Below are 18290 nucleotides of genomic sequence, written 5' to 3'. Positions count from 1 at the left end.
TGCCGCTTAATTAAATAACAGGGAGAATCCAAAACGAACCTCTCTTGGCGCGCCGACTCTCTCCGGTCTCTGTGAATAATAATTATCAATCTGGCTCATACCAAACAGCCCCGGATCTTTTCTTTCAATTCTTCTGCGGATATCACTGAACTGCACTGCGTTCTGAATCTGCTCAACATTTGAAAGAGCACGGCCTGAACTTGAGTAAACAACCAGTTCGTTTTCAATATCAAAAAGATTTTCAACCTGAAGAAAAACAGTAATCGGAACATTAAAGAGATTGAAATATTTTTCAAACTTCATGTTAACATTCAGATTCATCGGCTGATTATCGCTGTTCTGATTGTAACGCACCTGAACCAGGTTTGAAGGCAGACTGACTGAATAAGGTGTACCCGTTTCCAGTGTTGCAATCGCCCCAAGTGTCCAGTTATCAGGATCAGTAATAGATATACTGCCGTTGATTACATGAGTACGGTCAAAACTGAGCGGTACCAGGAAGGTTTCGGTCTGCTTGCCGGAAAGTTCGCTGAAGAAAATTTCATCAGCAGGTTCGGTTCTGTTGCCCTCAGAAACGCTGATAGTATAATCAAGAGATGCCGAGAACATGGAACCGGGTGATCTCCTTTTCAGGAATGAAAATGTAACACCGCGTGAGTTGGCGTAAGCAAGATTGGTAAGAACATTATATTCTCTTCCGGTTGCGGTGAACACTCCCTGAGTGAATATATAATTTGTTACATCTTTATAATAGGCGGTAACATCAAACTTGAAGTCCTCAGTAAGCTGCTGCTGCAGACCAATTTCATACTGCACTGATTTCTGCGGCTGCACATTCGGATTTCCAAAGGTAGGAATGCTGCCCACATTGGTAACATAATACTGGCTGTTGGAATAGAGACTTGAAAGCGATCCGATCTGATAGAAATGTCCGTATGATAAACGGATAACTGCCTGATCAGTAATAGGATAGGACATGCTGATTCTCGGAGAGAGAGTATGTTTTATTTCAGCCGGCTCATTATAAGCGGTGATAAAACCAAAAAGTGAATCAGTAAGATTTCTTGAAATTTCCGGATTATAAGAAGTTGCCGGATCAAAGTATTCATAACGCACACCTGCGTTAAGAATAAACGCAGATCCGAACTCCATTTTATCCTGCATGTAAGCAGAGAAACTCACCGGTTTCTTATTATAGTTGGTGTATAAAGAGGGCGAGGTGGGTTTTCTTCTGATAAGAGTAAGAGTTGTATCATAGAGAAGGTCATCATTAACCAGATTTCCGAATCCGCCGGTGCTGGTCAGTTTTCCGATTTCAACTGAATATGATTCAACTGAAAGGTCATGCAGTCTTGCTTCGAAACCAGCTTTTAGTTCATGATTTTCGAAGGCCTGCAGTACCAGATCACCCTTGATACCTGTGGTCTGTGTTGTACGGAAAGATCTGAAATTGTCTGTTCCGCCTGCAAGGAAAAATGTGTTACCAACGGTACGCTGATAGAGTGTCGGGAGGTAACCCGGATTATTCAGATCTTCAAACAGGTAATATTTGCTCTCATTTTCACCCATCGAGAGCTTTAAGGTGTAGAACATCTTATCATTCAGCGTATGAGTGAAATCCAGGGACTGAACCAGAGCACTGCTGTAATTGGTACCGATTCCGTCAGGATTATACTTGTAAGAATTGCTGTATCCTTTTGACTCACCCTGATCAAAAACCACTTCATATTTCAGTTTAATGGTCGGAGTGAATTTATAACTCAGATTTCCCTGTATATTATAAGAAGTAAAAGTATTCATCGGAACAAAAGCACCGTCGCCGGTAGGCAGTCCGTTGCTGTTATTCAGGAATGGATTAAAATAGTAGGGATCGTTTGAACCGCCTGAGCGGGGGTCGGTTGATCTGAAGTTATCAGGAGATAAAAACGCATCAGTTGGTCTGTAAAGACGCTGACCGTAAAGCCGGCCGTTAAAAGTCTCAACCACGCTGGAAAGATAAAATTTTGCATCCTTCAGTTCCGGAATAGGACCGCCGAGGGTAAACTCCCCTCTTACACGGTTTAACGGATCAATATCATCAATATTTGGATAAAGGGACTCTCTTCCGGTGATGTAGTCACCCATGTAAGAACGGAGACTAAGTGAATACTTCTCTCCCCCCTCCTTGGTGACGTAGTTTACCACACCGCTGAGTGCATTGCCGTACTGCGCACTGAAAGTACCGGTTGAAACGGAGACTTCCTGGACAGCGTTTGTAGCTATTCCGACCGGATTTGAATTACCGTAGGGATCATTCAGAGAAATCCCGTTCAGAGTAAAGGCTATTTCATTAGAACGGCCGCCACGTACGTGCAGAGAACCGTCATTACCGGTGACCACACCTGCCTGAAGCCTTATGACATCCGAAATCTGGTCTACGGGAAGTTCCTGAATGGATTCTGCGTTAATTGAGGCAGTGGGGTTAGTTAAGTCCTTACGAATCAATGGGTTACGTTCACCCTGCACCACAATCGCGGGAAGATCAACCGCCCCGGTTGAGAGAACAAAATCAAGCTTTGTCGTAAAATCAACATTCACCCGTACATCTTTTGTGGTAACTTTCTGATACCCCACCACTGATGCACTTATAGAATATAAACCGGGAGGAAGATTCAGAATGACATAGTTTCCGTCAAGGTCTGAGGCAGAACCAACAGATGTGCCCTCCACGAACACATTTGCAAAGGGAATAGGTTCTCCGGTGTCTTTATCTGTTATCTTTCCGGTTACTTTTCCGCCTGTCTGCGCGTGAACAAGAGCCGCGAGGAGGAGAAAAATCACCCAAAAGTTTTGTCGAATCGTAGGCATTCGATAACTCCTGAATATGATTTTACAATAAGATTTAAATTTTAAATATAACGATGTAGTACGGGCTAAAAAAGCAGTTTCGGCTAAAAAGAGCCTAATTTATCCACGCGACCTGTTATATAAGGCGGAATATAGTTTTCCGGGGTGAGTGCCTATCCCCTTTTATCGCCCCATTTCAGAGAGCCGGATTTTTTGGTAAAGCAGAAACTTGTTTGCCTTTTGCCGGAAGGTTATTGAATCATTCCGCAGTTACTCAGGAGAGTAAAAGAGGTACTTAATTACTATATTACAAGTTAACTTTTTTTAACTTTAAAGGCTGTATGACGAAGATATGACCAATGTTTTCACCGTTTTTCTTCTATTAATAATGTCCTTCAGGATATTGCCGCAGAGTCTTGAAGGAATTCCGAAAAACTTCACTGCCAATGACGGTCTTTCCAATAGTTACATCAGCGGCATCACCCAGGATAACGCCGGTTTTATCTGGATAGCCACCAACGACGGACTCAATCGTTTTGACGGGAAAAATTTTACCTCATTTTTCCACAGCCAGCATAATCCGCATTCCATCTCCTCAAATAAACTTTTCGGAATGCAAAAAGACATAATCGGGAATATTTGGGTCGGCAACCTGAATAAAACTGCTGTTGATGTAATTGATCCCAAAAATCTTCAGGTTAAACGAATACCTGTTGAACCGATGGATAAACCGCAGGAAATTGAATTCAACTTTCTGTTCTCCGCAAGCCAGGGCAATATCTATCTGAATTACTGGCACAGCAGTTATCTCATTAAAGTTGACATCAGAACGTATGAAACTGATCAGATCCGCCTTCCTTTGGAAACTTCGGGCAATAAAAAAGAGAAAATCCACTTCATAACTGAAGTTCCTTCCACTGATCTGCTCGTTACCACAACATTCGGAAGAGTATTCCGGATTGACGCCAAAAATGATCAGGTCAGTCTTATTCACTCCTTCGGAGCAGTAGCAAAGCCCTCCCGTTCTCTCACGTCAAAGCCTACAGAGGTTTTTGTGATTACTGCGCTCGCTGAGGCATGGAGGTTTGATGACAAGAAAATGGTTTTCATCAAAATCGCTGACAAGGACAATTACATCGCCCGAATCCGGGCAGACAAATTAAACTCCTTTTTTGCAGACAGTTCCGCAAATCTTTGGTTGATTGACCAGTTCGGCCAGTTTTCTTTTGTACCCGGTAAAAACGGCAAACCTGATTTCTCCAGACTCAGACAAAGAGATATTATTAATGCCGGATTGCGTTCTTTTTTTATTGATGATGAAAAAAATGCATGGCTCGGATCAACTGGTTACGGACTTTTCCTTCTTTCGGATAACTATAAATACTTTTCCAATTTCTCCCACGACAGATTTTATCCGGATGCTGACGGTGTCAGGAGCCTTCGCTTTATTACAAGAAAACAGAATAAAACGTATATTTCCGGCTACGATGGCCTCGCAATTCTTGATGAAAATTTTTCACTTCAGAATGTCATTTTTCCTAGAGTACCCAAGCGAAGCGGTCTTTTCTCTTCATGGGGAGGTAAAAATATTATCTGGCTCGGGAGTGAAACCGAAACCAATAGTGTTGACTGGTATGATATAAATTCGGGAAAGACAGGTATTCTCTCGTTTCCTGAACTTAGAGAGGGACACCATACCTTCTATGATATATGGGAAGAAAATGAGTTTCTCTGGTTCAGCATATCAAGGACTATTGTACGCTATAACAGAAAAACCTCTGAAACACTTTATATACCCGTCCGGAGTACAGAGCAGACCGGGCCGTTATCAGGTGATGTAACCCTGGTTCGAAAAATTAATGGAAAATATGTCGCTGCTATTATAAATCATGGTCTTTATGAAATCGCTCCTGAAACTGGCCGTCTACGTCCCTTTAGTTTTTCCGGCTATGATGGCACCGATATATCAAAAGAATTAATCTCTTCCCTGATCACCGACAGTAACGGAGATCAGTGGATAGGAACACGCGGCTACGGACTCTTTCAAATAGACAATGCCGGGAAAAAGATCATTCATTATTCTACTCAGAACGGACTGCCCAATAATACCATTTATTCTGTCCTGAATGACAAACAGGGCAATATCTGGGGAGCAACAAACTTTGGTATCTTCCGGCTGAATCCTGCTGATAAAACAATCCGGATATTTAATAAATCTGACGGACTGGTTGATAATGAGTTTAATACCGGAGCTTCTTTTATTGATTCTGACGGAACTTTGTTCTTCGGCGGAATCAGCGGCTTTTCCTCTTTCAAGCCTGAACAAATCAGAACAAACACGATTCCTCCCCGTATAGGACTTGTTAAACTCTCGGTAAATAATACCGATTATACATACAGATTTTTTACATCTGTAAACAGACAGATTATGCTGCCGCATGACAGCAACTACATCAACATTTCTTTTGCCTCACTCAGTTACAGTTCAAGAAACAGCATCCGGTATGCATACAAAATTGAAGAAATTCATTCAGAATTTATAAGTCTGGATGATAACGATATCCTTCAACTGAACGGACTTGATAACGGCACCTATACCATTTCAATAACCGGAACCAATGGAGATGGAGTCTGGGCGCTTAATCCCCTCAAGCTGACCATTATCATCAAACCTCCTTTTACTGAATCCTGGGTGTTTTATTTTCTTATTTTTACCGGTTTCGTAGTTACGGCTTTTATCTGGGCAGAGCGGCGCGAGAAGCTTCTAACCAGACAGAAAGCAGAACTGGAAGCGGCAGTTAAGGAACGGACTCTGGAACTGGAAAATCAGAATCGCGAAATAGCCGGTTTGAATGATGAACTGCAAACAGCTCTTACCATAAAAAATAAATTCCTTTCCATTGTGGCGCATGACTTAAAAAGTCCGTTTACTGCTTTATTAGGATATACGGAAATTCTTTCGGACGATCTTGAATCGCTGCCAAAGGAACAGGTCTCCAAAATGATAAATGAACTCGGGCGTCTCAGCAGACAAACATACAGCCTGCTGCTTAATCTGCTTCACTGGACTCAGATTCAGACAAACCGGATCAGTCTTAACCCGGTAATTATTCACCTGAAAAAATCCGTTGAACACAGCTACTCAATTCTGGAAAGTACAATCAAAAATAAACAGATAGAACTGCTAAACCTGATTCCGGAAGATATACAGACAAGAGCCGATCAGAACATGATAAATACCATCATGCAGAATCTTGTGAACAATGCATACAAATTCACCAACCCGGGAGGGAAAATAATCATCTCCACAGAAACAAAAGAGCAGAAGATATACGTTTCAGTGGAAGACAGCGGGGTTGGCATGACAAGCGAAAAAATTAAGACCATTTTCAGTGAAGAAAAAAACAGGTCTGCATCCGGTACCCTTGGAGAAAAAGGCACCGGCCTTGGCATGCTTCTTATAAGAGAACTGCTTGATTTTTCCGGACAACAGATTTTTGTTAAATCAGAACCTGGCAAAGGCACAAAAATTACTTTTACATTAGATCTATACGAAAAGGAAACGAACTGATATGCCAACACTTATGGTAAGCATCTCCGGAATACGCGGACTCATCGGCGACGGACTTGAACCTGAAGTTATTGTTAAATATACATCCGCTTACGCTGAGTTCATCGGGAGCGGTACGGTTGTGGTAGGCCGTGACTCCCGCATCTCAGGCGAAATGGTGCGTTCCATTGTCTGCGGTACGCTCACTGCCAAAGGTATCAATGTTATTGATATCGCCGTGTGCCCTACTCCCACAGTGCAATACACGGTAAAGACTCTTAACGCCCAGGGGGGCATTGCAATTTCGGCAAGCCATAATCCAAATGAGTGGAATGCTCTTAAGCTGCTCAACTCAACCGGACAGTTCATGACTCCGGATGAAAATGTAAAACTGCAGGAAATCATCAGCAATTTTCATCCCGTGTATAAAACCTGGGATAAACTCGGCACCTACTCCTTATATAAAGAAGGGCTTGAGCGCCATAAAAAAGATGTTCTTGCACTCCCTATTCTTAATCTTGAAGCAATCCGCAAGAGAAACTTCAAAGTGCTGCTTGACTGCGTCAACGGTGCCGGATATACCGTTATCCCCCAGCTCCTGCGGGATCTTGGATGCACCGTAATTGAAAGAAACTGCGAATCAACAGGTATCTTCCCACGCCTTCCGGAGCCGCTGCCGGAAAATCTGGTTGACACCATGAAAGCTGTTAAAGAAAATAATGTTGATCTCGGAGTAGTGGTTGACCCCGATGTTGACCGTCTTGTTCTGATAACTGAAAAAGGTGAACCTTTTATTGAAGAAAATACCATTGCACATATTACCCGGCTGGTACTCTCTAAAACACCGGGCTCTGCAGTCGTCAATCTTTCTACAACGCGCGCGGTGGATGATATAGCTGCATCATTGGGAAGCAAAGTTCACCGCTCAGCTGTTGGAGAAGCAAATGTGGTGAAAAAGATGCAAGAAACCGGAGCAGTCATTGGCGGTGAAGGAAGCGGAGGGGTGATATATCCTGCTCTTCATTATGGCCGTGATGCACTGGTCGGAGTTGCATTAACGTTGCAGCATTTACTTGAATTCGGCGGCACTCTTTCAGAACTGAAGGCAAGTCTGCCTCAGTATTACATCGCAAAGAAAAAAATTGAAACCGGCTCAAAAGACCCGGGCAAGCTGCTTGCAATTCTGGAAAAACGATATGCTTCTGAAAAGATTAATACCGAAGACGGCCTGCGGATTGATTTCACCGATCATTGGGTGCACTTCAGAAAGTCTAACACGGAACCCATTATCCGTGTGATTACCGAAGCCGGTACTCAGCAAAAAGCTGAAGAATACATTGATAAATATTTTACAGAACTAAATTCTTTATAAGATATATGCCGGAACGGCAATAACCGTTCCGGCTTTTATTTTAAGGAATCCTTACAGTAAAATCACTTTTCCCCACAAACATTCCTATTGCATCACCGCTTACATTCCACCTGAGTGCGGTTCCAGATTGGCTGAATATATTGGTTGATGCATTATTTGCATCCTGAGTGATAAAAAACTTATAAAACTTTTCATCAAACGCATGGACTCTGATGAACAAAGAATTCCTGTATTGTTTGACTAATGCAGGAGGTAGAGTTCTTGTTCGCACAACAAGATGACCCAGCAGTGTTTTATCCTGCTCTCTGTTTAACTGGTTGAGTACAGTATCTTCAATAACCGTTGATGTCAGACCGTCAATAATTGACCATGTTACACCATACACTGCGCCCGGTCTTGGGGTCAGCACCCCCTCAATATAGTATGACGTATCACCATTGGCTTCTATTCTGGTCAATAGCCGTCCTGCCTGGAAAGTTGTGGTGAAAGGAACCTGTGTTTCTGCCACAGCCCTTTTTTCCCCGGATAAAATATTCATCGTATATTCTTCCCCGTTTCTCGCGTTCATCCTGGAGCTTACATATTTACCCGCTCCCTGATATTTTAAGGTATCTGAAATAGTTGGAGAACTGACAATAACTACTGCATTATAAACATACGATGAAGCAGTGTCGTATGCAGAATTAGGAGGTGTTGTTCTTGCCAAAAAGAGCTCTATAGGTTTACCTGCAGAAACAACAGAACGGACAACCATTTTTTCTTCGTAAGAAAGATTATTCTCAACAGTCAGGTCATCACATGAAGTTAAATATACAGAAGTGATTACGATAAGTAAAAGAATTTTCTTTTGCATTAAAACTCCGTCAGGATGCTAAAACTTGGAAATACCGGAAAAAGAGTAAACTGCCGTAACTCCGGGTCGCCATAAGCCCCGGCAGGAAAACTGAGATACCTCGCAAACGGATTAGAGTGGTTATAGACATTATAAACACTAAAATTCAGTTTTGTTTTCTTCCCCAGCCATTCAGTTGAATAATTTATGCTCATATCAAGTTTATGGAAAGACGGCATACGGTAATTATTCAGTCCTGAGTAATTAAGAAAAATCTGATCACGGTCAGAATTTGCTGAGAATACGCCGGGGAAATAATATATACCAGTCGGCATCGTAATTGCCTGCCCTGTTTTAAGAGTCCAGGTTGCTCCAAGCTCAATATTCTTAGTCAGCTTATATGAAGCAACAACGGAAAGATCTAACCGTATATCATATCGTGGAGGAAACGGCCTGCCTGCATTCACTTTTTCAAAATTTCTTTCGGTCTTAGCCAGTGTGAATCCCACCCAGCCGGTAAAGTCTCCGGTGCGTTTATTAAAGAACAGCTCCGCTCCGTATGCTTTTCCCGTACCCGCAGATAACTGATCTTCAAGGGGTGACTCCGGAGAAAAGCTCGCTGTATCAGCATAATCATATATATCTCTCATCCCCTTGTAATAGATTTCTCCGGTAAGCAGATATTCTTTTTCCGCAAACTCATACTCAAATCCAAGTACTCCCTGATTAGCTTTCGAGGGTTGTATCTTTTTACCCGAAGGGAACCATATATCAGTCGGAAGCGCAACATCATTCCTCACCAGAAGATGAACGAACTGATTGGTCTGTGCTGCTGCTGCTTTTATAAAAAACTTATCTGTCAGAGCAAACACCAGAGAAACACGCGGCTCTGCTGACATAAAATCTGATTTAGGCAGGTAATAAAATCTGAGTCCGCTGTTTAAAAAGAGTCTTGCATGCACCTGAAATTCATCCTGCAGATATCCTGATACTTCAGGAGCAATAAAATTAGTCTGCAGCCGTTCATCTCCGGCAGATTTACTGTCATAATAATTATTATAACCAAGCGTAAAACTATGCTGAATAACCTCAAGACCATTTTTCAGTGTGTGTTTTTCATCGCTGAAATACTGGCCGTCCACCTTTAGTCCAAAATCAGAGATGGTAACAGAAGAATAATAATCACTCTTGAATGCATCAGGAGTATTATTTTTTAAGAGAGATGAAAAACTATAACCGGAATATGTGGCCGTAACTTCGGTGAATTTTTTCTCACCGCTCAGATGCAGCCATGAAGCACTCAGCATCGAATTCTCCCAGTTTATGTCAAACGAGGCGTCTGACTTATTCCCTTTGGTAAAAAGATTGTCACTGCCAAAATATCCGCTCAGACGCACCCGGTCTTTTGCTGAAGCACGCAGATTTACTTTTGCGTTCAAATCATTAAAATGATAAAACGGGAGAGTAGTTTCCGGAATAAGCAGATCAAAAATCTTATCAAGATAGAAAGTGCGGTATGAAATGATATAATTCAATTCAGGTATAATATATCCCTCAACGGCTGCGCGTGAGGTAATGGTTCCCAGAGCAAGCAGACCTTTAAACTGTCCCGGCAGATTTTCCTTCAGTTTAACATCAAGCACTCCTGAGAGCCGGCCGCCGTATTTAGCAGGAAAAGCCCCTTTGATTAACTGAATATCCTCAACAGCATCAGTGTTAAATGCAGAAGCAAAGCCACCGAGATGGAATGGATTATAGAGGATTACATTATCCACAAGCACGAGCAGCTGATCCGGCGAACTTCCACGTATATACAATCCGTTTGAAAGCTCAGATGAGACGGCGACCCCCGGCAGCATAACAATAGCACCGAACAGGTTTCTTTCACCCCCGAATGTTGGTATTGTATTAAGTGCTTCAACAGGTATTGCCACAAATCCTGCCTGGCGCGAGGTATCCCGCTTGGACTGAACCAGCACCTGATCAAGCATTACATCATCAGCAGTAAGCTGTATATCCTTTGTTACACTTCCTCTTGCTGGAATTACTACCGAATCAATCATCGTTTTATAGCCGATATAACTGACTTTCAGGTAATAAACTCCGGCCTCGTGGAAGGTAATTTCGAATCTTCCGCGCATGTCAGTTGCAGTACCGAGCAGGGATGCACCCGAAACAGATGGGGCCCTGTAAGCAAGTATATTAACTCCATAAAGAGCATCACCGCTGCTTCTGTCCTTCACTGTGCCTGCGACTGACTGGGCATACAGATTAGCAGAATTAAGAAGCAAAAGTACATAAATAAGCCCAAAAACCCGTAAAAACCTGCGGTTACCGAATTTATTCTCAGGTAATCTAATTTTCATAGCGGTCACTTCCCTCTTCGCAAAGAATTTAATACTGAAAATGAACTGTTTTTGTTAATCAGATTTTCAGCAATTATTTAGTTCAAGATAAAAAACTCTTGCAATTATAAAAAATTCTTTCTAACTTTCAAAAAAAAAAAATAATCGTACTTTTGGAGGAAGAATGACCGCCCTGGCTTCTGTGCGAAATACTATTAGAAAATCAGAACCCTTTGCTTTAAGGTTCCTCGGGTTGATATTGCTGGGTACTGCTTTTCTCAAATTATATTCCCCTGATGAGTTTACCTCTGTCCTGATCAGTCTGACCAATGCTATTCAGACTGGTGTGACTTATATTTCTGAGATCAGTTTTCTGGTTATCACATCAGAGTCTATTATCGGTCTGTTGCTGATTTTTAAACCGACTGAGTTTATTTCTGTAATCTCCGCATTATCCCTTTTTGTTCTGTTCCTCGCAGCCAATGCTATTCTTATCACTAATAACTACACCGGTAAAATACTACCGTCAAAAACAATCACTAAATAAAACGGGAGTACAATATGAAAAACATTTTGTTCAATCTGATAATTGGCGCTGTTATTGCTCTTGCAATCTTCAGCTCAGTTACCACAATCAACTATCTCAGAGAGGATAAAGTTGTTCTTGCTACAACTTGCCCGGATACATTCCAAGAGTGTCAGTATGCGCTTGATAACGGAGCAGCTAACTGTTTTAGAATGACTGGTGATGCATCAGAGGGCTGTTGTATCAGAATTCCTAACACCACATGTAACAATCCCGACTGGAACAATTGCCAATCCGCATGCTGGTAAATCAGTTCCATTGATGAGATTTATTCTTTTTTTTGTATTTTTCACACCGCTCTGTTTTGCTCAGCAGAGCGGTCTTTATTCTCCATTTGGCCACCATTTTAATTATATTAGTATTAATCAGCACAAAATCTGGGTCTCGAATGCAGGAGTTATAGGATCCCGGCTCTATAATGAAGATGACTATAATCTAACATTTGGTGGTTTTTGGCCAGGTGGTTCGAATGCATACAAAAGATTTATTGCTGAAAACATTTCCTTTTTCGTTGCAGGCATAGTAAACGACAGTTTTCAGTTACCGCCTTTTGTTCATTTAAAGTATCTTACACCAGGTACATATAATAGTATTCCTTATCAAAACAACAGAGTTTTTAAGATCCGTAATAAATGGGAATCACTTCCTTATGGTGATATAAGAAATAATTTTGAGAAAGATTTTAATGAATGGCCTGTATTATCAGGTGCCCCCTGGGAAGATCGGAACTCAGATGATATTTATACTCCCGGAATAGATGTACCTAAGATTTTTGGGGATGAAATGTTATGGTATGTTTCGCATGATGCTATTCCTATCAGTGTTCGTTTGCCTCCTCTTATGAATGATCCTCCATTCGGAATTGAAGAACAGGTTTCTGTTTTTGCCTTTAACAGGTCTAACTTTCTTCAGGATGTGGTTTTATTGTCAATAAAACTTATTAATCAGGGCAGTAATAGTATTAGTAATGCCAGGGTTATATTTTCACAATCATTTCTTCAGGCAGTTAATCCGGATAATTATCCCTCTGTGGGTATTGATACGCTTCAAAATCTTATATACAGTTATTTTCAGAATAATAACGGCGGAGAATATACAATACCACCAGCAGCAGGTTGTTTATTACTTTTCTCTGAAATTAGTAATATATCTGACTCTCAATTGTATTCAGATAAAAGTCCTGTTCCCCTTATGTCATTCACTACAAATGCATCGTACGATACTTCTATTAGAAAATTTACTGATCCAGGTTATAAGAAAAGATTATTTTTTAGATCCGAGGGTTTTTTTGAAAACGGAGATTCTATAATTGACCTCGTAACTAATAAAACTACAAAATTTGTATTTCCCGGCGACCCATTAACAAATAGTGGATGGACAGCATCAAAGGGCTTAGGACCAGGTTTAAGTAAGTTTGGGCCTTTTCAATATTTTTCCCTCGGTCCGGTAACTTTCAACCCTTCAGATACCATACATATTGTACTTGCGGTTATTGCTGCTCAGGGCACTGACAATATGAATAGTCTTGAGTTGTTACGGCAAAGAGCTAAACTCCTGAAACGCGCTTATGAAAATAACTTCCTCACTCCCTCTGCTCCTCCTTCTCCGGAGGTTAAAATTTATGAAGAAGAAGGTAAAGTTACCCTTTGGTGGAATGACTCCGCTGAGAGTTATGACATTGAGGATTTTATGATTACCGGGCAGAACCTGAACGATACTACCTACTCCTTCGAAGGTTACCGCGTCTGGCAGTTTGCTGACTCACTCGGCTCTGAACCAAGAGAAATTGCCCTGTTTGATCTGGTAAACGGGGTTACCGTTATTGAAGATAACATTATCGCCAATGGTCTGGCTGTTAAAGCTCCTGTTATTATTGGTAAGGATAACGGTATCAGAAGATATATCTCCGTCACTAAGGATATCTTCTCAGGCGGTAAACTCCTCCCCGGGCTCCCCTATTACTTCGGGGTTACTGCTTATTCTCATAACCCCTTCTCCTCCCCCTCCTTTACCGAAAGCCCGGTTAAGGTATATACCGTCTTTCCCGGAAGAAAGAAGATTGATTACTCTTCCCCCTACGCTCAGGGGGAATCGCTCCAGGCAGTGCAGACTCTGGGTTCTTCAAACAATGCCCAGGTTTCTTTCAAAATTATTGACCCGGCAAGCGTTAAGGACGGCATTTACCATATCACCTTCTCCGGTAACCCTAAGGACTCTGTCTATTACTCAGTTACCAACACTACCACCAATGAACTGGTGCTCAGTTCCTCTGTTGATTTTTCTGCTGACACTCTTAAGAAATCCATTCAGCAGGGGTGGATGGTTCTGGTTAATGACCCTGACAGAACACAGATGAACCGCCTCCCTCCGGAGCAGAGACCCTTTGGTATCTCTCAGATTTACTCTCTTTCCCCTTCAGGGCAGAGAGATTCTGTGGTCAATACCGGTGCAGGTTCGGCAGGAACAGGATGGGAAATCAGGTCGAATAATATCCAGATGATAGATTTGTATAACAACATTGGCAAGAGTGACTACGAGATTCGTTTCACAGCTCAGGGGAGTCAGTATTATTCTTCCGGTTACTCTGGCGGGCTGGAGTTTCTGCTGAGCAATGACCCCCTGGCAAAAGGGAGAGTCCCCTTTGAAGTGTGGGATGTTACCAGGGGGAAACGGCTGAAAATTAAGATTTATGATAACATTACCCCGAGAGATACTCTCTGGACTCAGCGCAACAGCACTAAGGACTGGGAGAGGTTCTACTGTTTTCTTGAACCCGATGGCATCTATGCTGAGCCATTGGCTTCTTCCTCAGGGGTGCTTAGCAAAAGTGATATTCTCTTTGGTGAGATTACCCTAAGAGGCAGTCTTCCTCCGGAGGGTACGGTTATCAGGATAGATACCTATAAACAACTGATGGAGGGAGATCAGTTTACCATTGAGCTGAAAGCTGCTGAGTTTAGTGATAAAACCACGGCACAGCAGAAAACCGGAGAGATTAGTGTTTATCCGAACCCGTATATCGCTTCCAACAGGGCAGAGTGGGGGCTGGGCAGAGTGATGCGCTTTACCGGTCTGCCGGAGCAGGCGGTTATCAGGATATATACTGTGGCAGGTAGATTAGTGACCACACTCCGGCATGATGATCTGTATAACCAGTATCTTGACTGGAACCTGACCAATGAGCAGGGGCAGAGAGTGGCGGGTGGTATATATATCGCCCATGTTGATATGCCCGGCATCGGATCTAAAGTCCTCAAACTTGCCGTTATTCCGGAAAAGGAGTTTTAATTTGTCCGTTCATAGAGAAGATGACTTAACCCGGTATTGCAATACCGGGAATAATCCTCAACTAATAAAAAGGATACCAATATGAAAAACATTCTGTTCAACCTGATAATTGGCGCTGTTATTGCCCTTGCAATCTTCAGCTCAGTTACCACAATCAACTATCTCAGAGAGGACAAAGTGTTGCTGGCGAGTCATTGCCCAACAACTTATGAAGCATGCAGACAGGCAACCGAGAACTGGTGCTGGCAGTTAGTCGGCGACGAGTCAGTTGGCTGTTGTATCAAGAATACCGAGAACAGCACCTGCAATTCCGATCAATGTTTAGAGATGTATTGCTGGTAATTTTTAGTGGTCATTATAAAACTCATTGCATTATTGCTTTTTTTAAGCACCGCCCAGTTTGCACAACCGGGCGGAGTTTATAATAATTATGGTCATCATTATAATTATATAAGCATTAACCAATTCAAAATCTGGTGCAGTAATTCAGGTCTTATATTCGCTGCACCAGATGATTATTTTACTGGCAGGAGTGGAATATTCTGGCCAGCCGGAGAAAATGCACATAAACCATTAAGTGCACAGTTAAGCACAATATGGGTTGCAAATAGACAGGACAAGTTTTTGATGCCCCGTTATTCCTGGTCAAAATTTTTGAAACCCGGCCCAATCGAATTAATTAATGAAAATGCTACCGACCCCAGATTCAGAGTATACAAAATCCGGAAAAATTGGGAAAACATTACTTATGGTACGATTCGAGATAATTTTGAACTTGACTATAATGAATGGCCCGTTGAATTTGGAGCCCCATGGGAGGACAGGAATAATGACGGAGTTTTTACAAGAAATTTGGACAATCCAAAATTTCTAGGTGATGAACAATTATGGTTTGTTTCAAATTTTGGAGATACAAATTTTATTCCTTATGCCGGATTATTCTTTGGTGATGCATACCTGAAGATTGAACAGCAAACCCTGATCTATGGTTTTAACCGATCAAATTTTTTACAGGATGTGGTGATAATAGACTTAAAGTTTATAAATAAAGATATTTATTCCACAGATTCAACTTTCATTTTATTCTATGGAAATAATGTCCCTTTTAGTGACCGAGATTCATCAAATCGACCTTTTGCAGGAATAGATACTCTCAATAATCTGGTTTATGGATATAATAAAACCAATAACAACTTTTTTTATGGTTCGCCCCCGCCTGCAAGCGGTCATCTGTTCCTTTCCACATCAATTAACAATAATCAAAGAGAATATTTTGACATTTATTCATTCACAGCTCCGCTTTGGTATGACACTAATTATTTTTCTTTTGCAGGTGTCTCAGCCGTAAAACAATTCTATAATTTTTCCAGGGGTTTGTTTGATAACGGGTCTCCTATTATCAATCCAATAACTGGCGAAAAATCACGCTATCTTTTTACAGGAGATCCTGTAACACGATCCGGATGGATTGCTCAACAGGGAGTAGCGCAAGGAATATTCAATTCAAGTATTACCTCCGCATACAGAACCTCCCTCGGTCCCGTATCCTTTAACCCTTCAGATACCATACATATTGTTCTTGCGGTTATTGCTGCTCAGGGCACTGACAATATGAATAGTCTTGAGTTGTTACGGCAAAGAGCTAAACTCCTGAAACGCGCTTACGAAAATAACTTCCTCACTCCCCCTGCTCCTCCTTCTCCGGAGGTTAAAATTTATGAAGAAGAAGGTAAAGTTACTCTCTGGTGGAATGACTCCGCTGAAAGTTATGATATTGAGGATTTTATGATTACCGGGCAGAACCTGAACGATACTACCTACTCATTCGAAGGTTACCGCATCTGGCAGTTTGCTGACTCACTCGGCTCTGACCCAAGAGAAATTGCCCTGTTTGATCTGGTAAACGGGGTTACCGTTATTGAAGATAACATTATCGCCAATGGTCTGGCCGTTAAAGCTCCTGTTATTATCGGTAAGGATAACGGTATCAGAAGATATATCTCCATCACTAAGGATATCTTCTCCGGCAGTAACCTGATTCCGGGGCTCCCCTATTACTTCGGGGTTACTGCTTATTCTCATAACCCCTTCTCCTCCCCCTCCTTTACCGAAAGCCCGGTTAAGGTATATACCGTCTTTCCCGGAAGAAAGAAGATTGATTACTCTTCCCCCTACGCTCAGGGGGAATCGCTCCAGGCAGTGCAGACTCTGGGTTCTTCAAACAATGCCCAGGTTTCTTTCAAAATTATTGACCCGGCAAGCGTTAAGGACGGCATCTACCATATCACCTTCTCCGGTAACCCTAAGGATTCTGTCTATTACTCAGTTACGAACACTACCACCAATGAACTGGTACTCAGCTCCTCTGTTGATTTTTCTGCTGACACGCTTAAGAAATCCATTCAGCAGGGGTGGATGGTTCTGGTTAATGACCCTGACAGAACACAGATGAACCGCCTCCCTCCTGAGCAGAGACCCTTTGGTATCTCTCAGATTTACTCTCTTTCCCCTTCAGGGCAGAGAGATTCCATTGTGAACACCGGGGTTGCTGCTCTGGGTGGGTGGGAGCTGCGTAGTAATAATATCCAGATGATTGATCTGTATAACAACATTGGCAAGAGTGACTACGAGATTCGTTTCACAGCTCAGGGTAGTCAGTATTATTCTTCCGGTTACTCTGGCGGGCTGGAGTTTCTGCTGAGCAATGACCCCCTGGCAAAAGGCAGAGTCCCCTTTGAGGTGTGGGATGTTACCAGGGGGAAACGGCTGAAGATTAAGATTTACGATAACATTACCCCGAGAGATACTCTCTGGACTCAGCGCAACAGCACTAAGGACTGGGAGAGGTTCTACTGTTTTCTTGAACCCGATGGCATCTATGCTGAGCCATTGCCCTCTTCTTCCGGGGTGCTCAGTAAAAGTGATATTCTCTTTGGTGAGATTACCCTAAGAGGCAGTCTTCCTCCGGAGGGTACAGTTATCAGGATAGATACCTATAAACAACTGATGGAGGGAGATCAGTTTACCATTGAGCTGAAAGCTGCTGAGTTTAGTGATAAGACCACGGCACAGCAGAAAACCGGAGAGATTAGTGTTTATCCGAACCCGTATATCGCCTCCAACAGGGCAGAGTGGGGGCTGGGCAGAGTGATGCGCTTTACCGGACTGCCGGAGCAGGCGGTTATCAGGATATATACGGTAGCAGGTAGATTAGTTACCACACTCCGGCATGATGATCTGTATAACCAGCATCTTGACTGGAACCTGACAAATGAACTGGGGCAAAGAGTAGCGGGAGGTATATATATAGCCCATGTTGATATGCCCGGCATCGGCTCTAAAGTCCTCAAACTGGCGGTTATTCCGGAGAAGGAGTTTTAAGAATTTCCATGGTTTTTCATTATTCAGCGGTGCATCAAGAAAAATTAAGGTGGAGAATACAATTTGCCTGGTCCGAAAGATTTTCCTTGACAAAGTGTTATCTTTTGACT

At 42.3% G+C, this 18290-nt stretch carries 10 protein-coding genes; 7 read left to right on the top strand and 3 right to left on the bottom strand.

The window, feature by feature from the left end; translation table 11 throughout:
• Window positions 1-6: 6 nt before the first annotated feature.
• Window positions 7-2847 carry a TonB-dependent receptor gene (locus tag HRU80_09630; GenBank protein ID QOJ29131.1) on the bottom strand — a complete coding sequence of 947 codons (2841 nt, stop codon included), beginning with the start codon at window positions 2845-2847 and terminating at the stop codon, window positions 7-9.
• 382 nt (window positions 2848-3229) lie between these two features.
• On the opposite strand from HRU80_09630, the gene HRU80_09625 reads away from it, so the two are divergent.
• Both HRU80_09625 and glmM read left to right on the top strand, forming a co-directional pair.
• The gene (locus HRU80_09625; protein QOJ29130.1) at window positions 3230-6397 is read left to right on the top strand and encodes a hypothetical protein; all 3168 of its coding nucleotides are present in this window, start codon (window positions 3230-3232) and stop codon (window positions 6395-6397) included.
• 1 nt (window position 6398) lies between these two features.
• Window positions 6399-7748 (top strand): phosphoglucosamine mutase, encoded by a 1350-nt coding sequence (gene glmM / locus HRU80_09620; protein ID QOJ29129.1) that lies wholly within the window; start codon window positions 6399-6401, stop codon window positions 7746-7748.
• A gap of 40 nt (window positions 7749-7788) precedes the next feature.
• On the opposite strand, the gene HRU80_09615 is transcribed toward glmM, so the two are convergent.
• Both HRU80_09615 and HRU80_09610 read right to left on the bottom strand, forming a co-directional pair.
• A complete protein-coding gene (locus HRU80_09615; GenBank protein QOJ29128.1) occupies window positions 7789-8601 on the bottom strand; it encodes a hypothetical protein in 813 nt (270 codons plus the stop codon).
• Entirely contained in the window at window positions 8601-10946 is a 2346-nt protein-coding gene (locus tag HRU80_09610; GenBank protein QOJ29127.1) for a TonB-dependent receptor, read from the bottom strand. Before HRU80_09610 ends, HRU80_09615 begins: the two co-directional genes overlap by 1 nt.
• A 163-nt stretch (window positions 10947-11109) precedes the next feature.
• Here HRU80_09610 and HRU80_09605 point away from each other — a divergent pair, with 163 nt between their 5' ends.
• From HRU80_09605 to HRU80_09585, 5 genes are all read left to right on the top strand, one after another.
• Complete coding sequence (locus HRU80_09605) at window positions 11110-11472, top strand: hypothetical protein (protein ID QOJ29126.1); 363 nt, start codon at window positions 11110-11112, stop codon at window positions 11470-11472.
• Window positions 11473-11486: 14 nt separating this feature from the next.
• Entirely contained in the window at window positions 11487-11759 is a 273-nt protein-coding gene (locus HRU80_09600; protein ID QOJ29125.1) for a hypothetical protein, read from the top strand.
• Between the two features lie 13 nt (window positions 11760-11772).
• Window positions 11773-14799, top strand: a complete 3027-nt coding sequence (locus HRU80_09595; protein QOJ29124.1) for a hypothetical protein — start codon at window positions 11773-11775, stop codon at window positions 14797-14799.
• A gap of 81 nt (window positions 14800-14880) precedes the next feature.
• Entirely contained in the window at window positions 14881-15141 is a 261-nt protein-coding gene (locus HRU80_09590) for a hypothetical protein (GenBank protein QOJ29123.1), read from the top strand.
• A gap of 312 nt (window positions 15142-15453) precedes the next feature.
• Window positions 15454-18180 carry a hypothetical protein gene (locus HRU80_09585; GenBank protein QOJ29122.1) on the top strand — a complete coding sequence of 909 codons (2727 nt, stop codon included), beginning with the start codon at window positions 15454-15456 and terminating at the stop codon, window positions 18178-18180.
• Window positions 18181-18290 lie beyond the last annotated feature (110 nt).

The sequence above is a fragment of the Ignavibacteriales bacterium genome (genome assembly GCA_015709675.1).
In the GTDB taxonomy this organism is placed as follows: Bacteria; Bacteroidota; Ignavibacteria; order Ignavibacteriales; family Ignavibacteriaceae; genus H2-BAC3.
This window is presented reverse-complemented; position numbering and strand designations above follow the sequence as displayed.

Coding starts and splice junctions, on each gene's coding strand:
- HRU80_09630 (QOJ29131.1), bottom strand. CDS start 2,847: ATGCCTACGATTCGACAAAACTTTTGGGTGATTTTTCTCCTCCTCGCG.
- glmM (QOJ29129.1), top strand. CDS start 6,399: ATGCCAACACTTATGGTAAGCATCTCCGGAATACGCGGACTCATCGGC.
- HRU80_09615 (QOJ29128.1), bottom strand. CDS start 8,601: ATGCAAAAGAAAATTCTTTTACTTATCGTAATCACTTCTGTATATTTA.
- HRU80_09610 (QOJ29127.1), bottom strand. CDS start 10,946: ATGAAAATTAGATTACCTGAGAATAAATTCGGTAACCGCAGGTTTTTA.
- HRU80_09605 (QOJ29126.1), top strand. CDS start 11,110: ATGACCGCCCTGGCTTCTGTGCGAAATACTATTAGAAAATCAGAACCC.
- HRU80_09600 (QOJ29125.1), top strand. CDS start 11,487: ATGAAAAACATTTTGTTCAATCTGATAATTGGCGCTGTTATTGCTCTT.
- HRU80_09595 (QOJ29124.1), top strand. CDS start 11,773: ATGAGATTTATTCTTTTTTTTGTATTTTTCACACCGCTCTGTTTTGCT.
- HRU80_09590 (QOJ29123.1), top strand. CDS start 14,881: ATGAAAAACATTCTGTTCAACCTGATAATTGGCGCTGTTATTGCCCTT.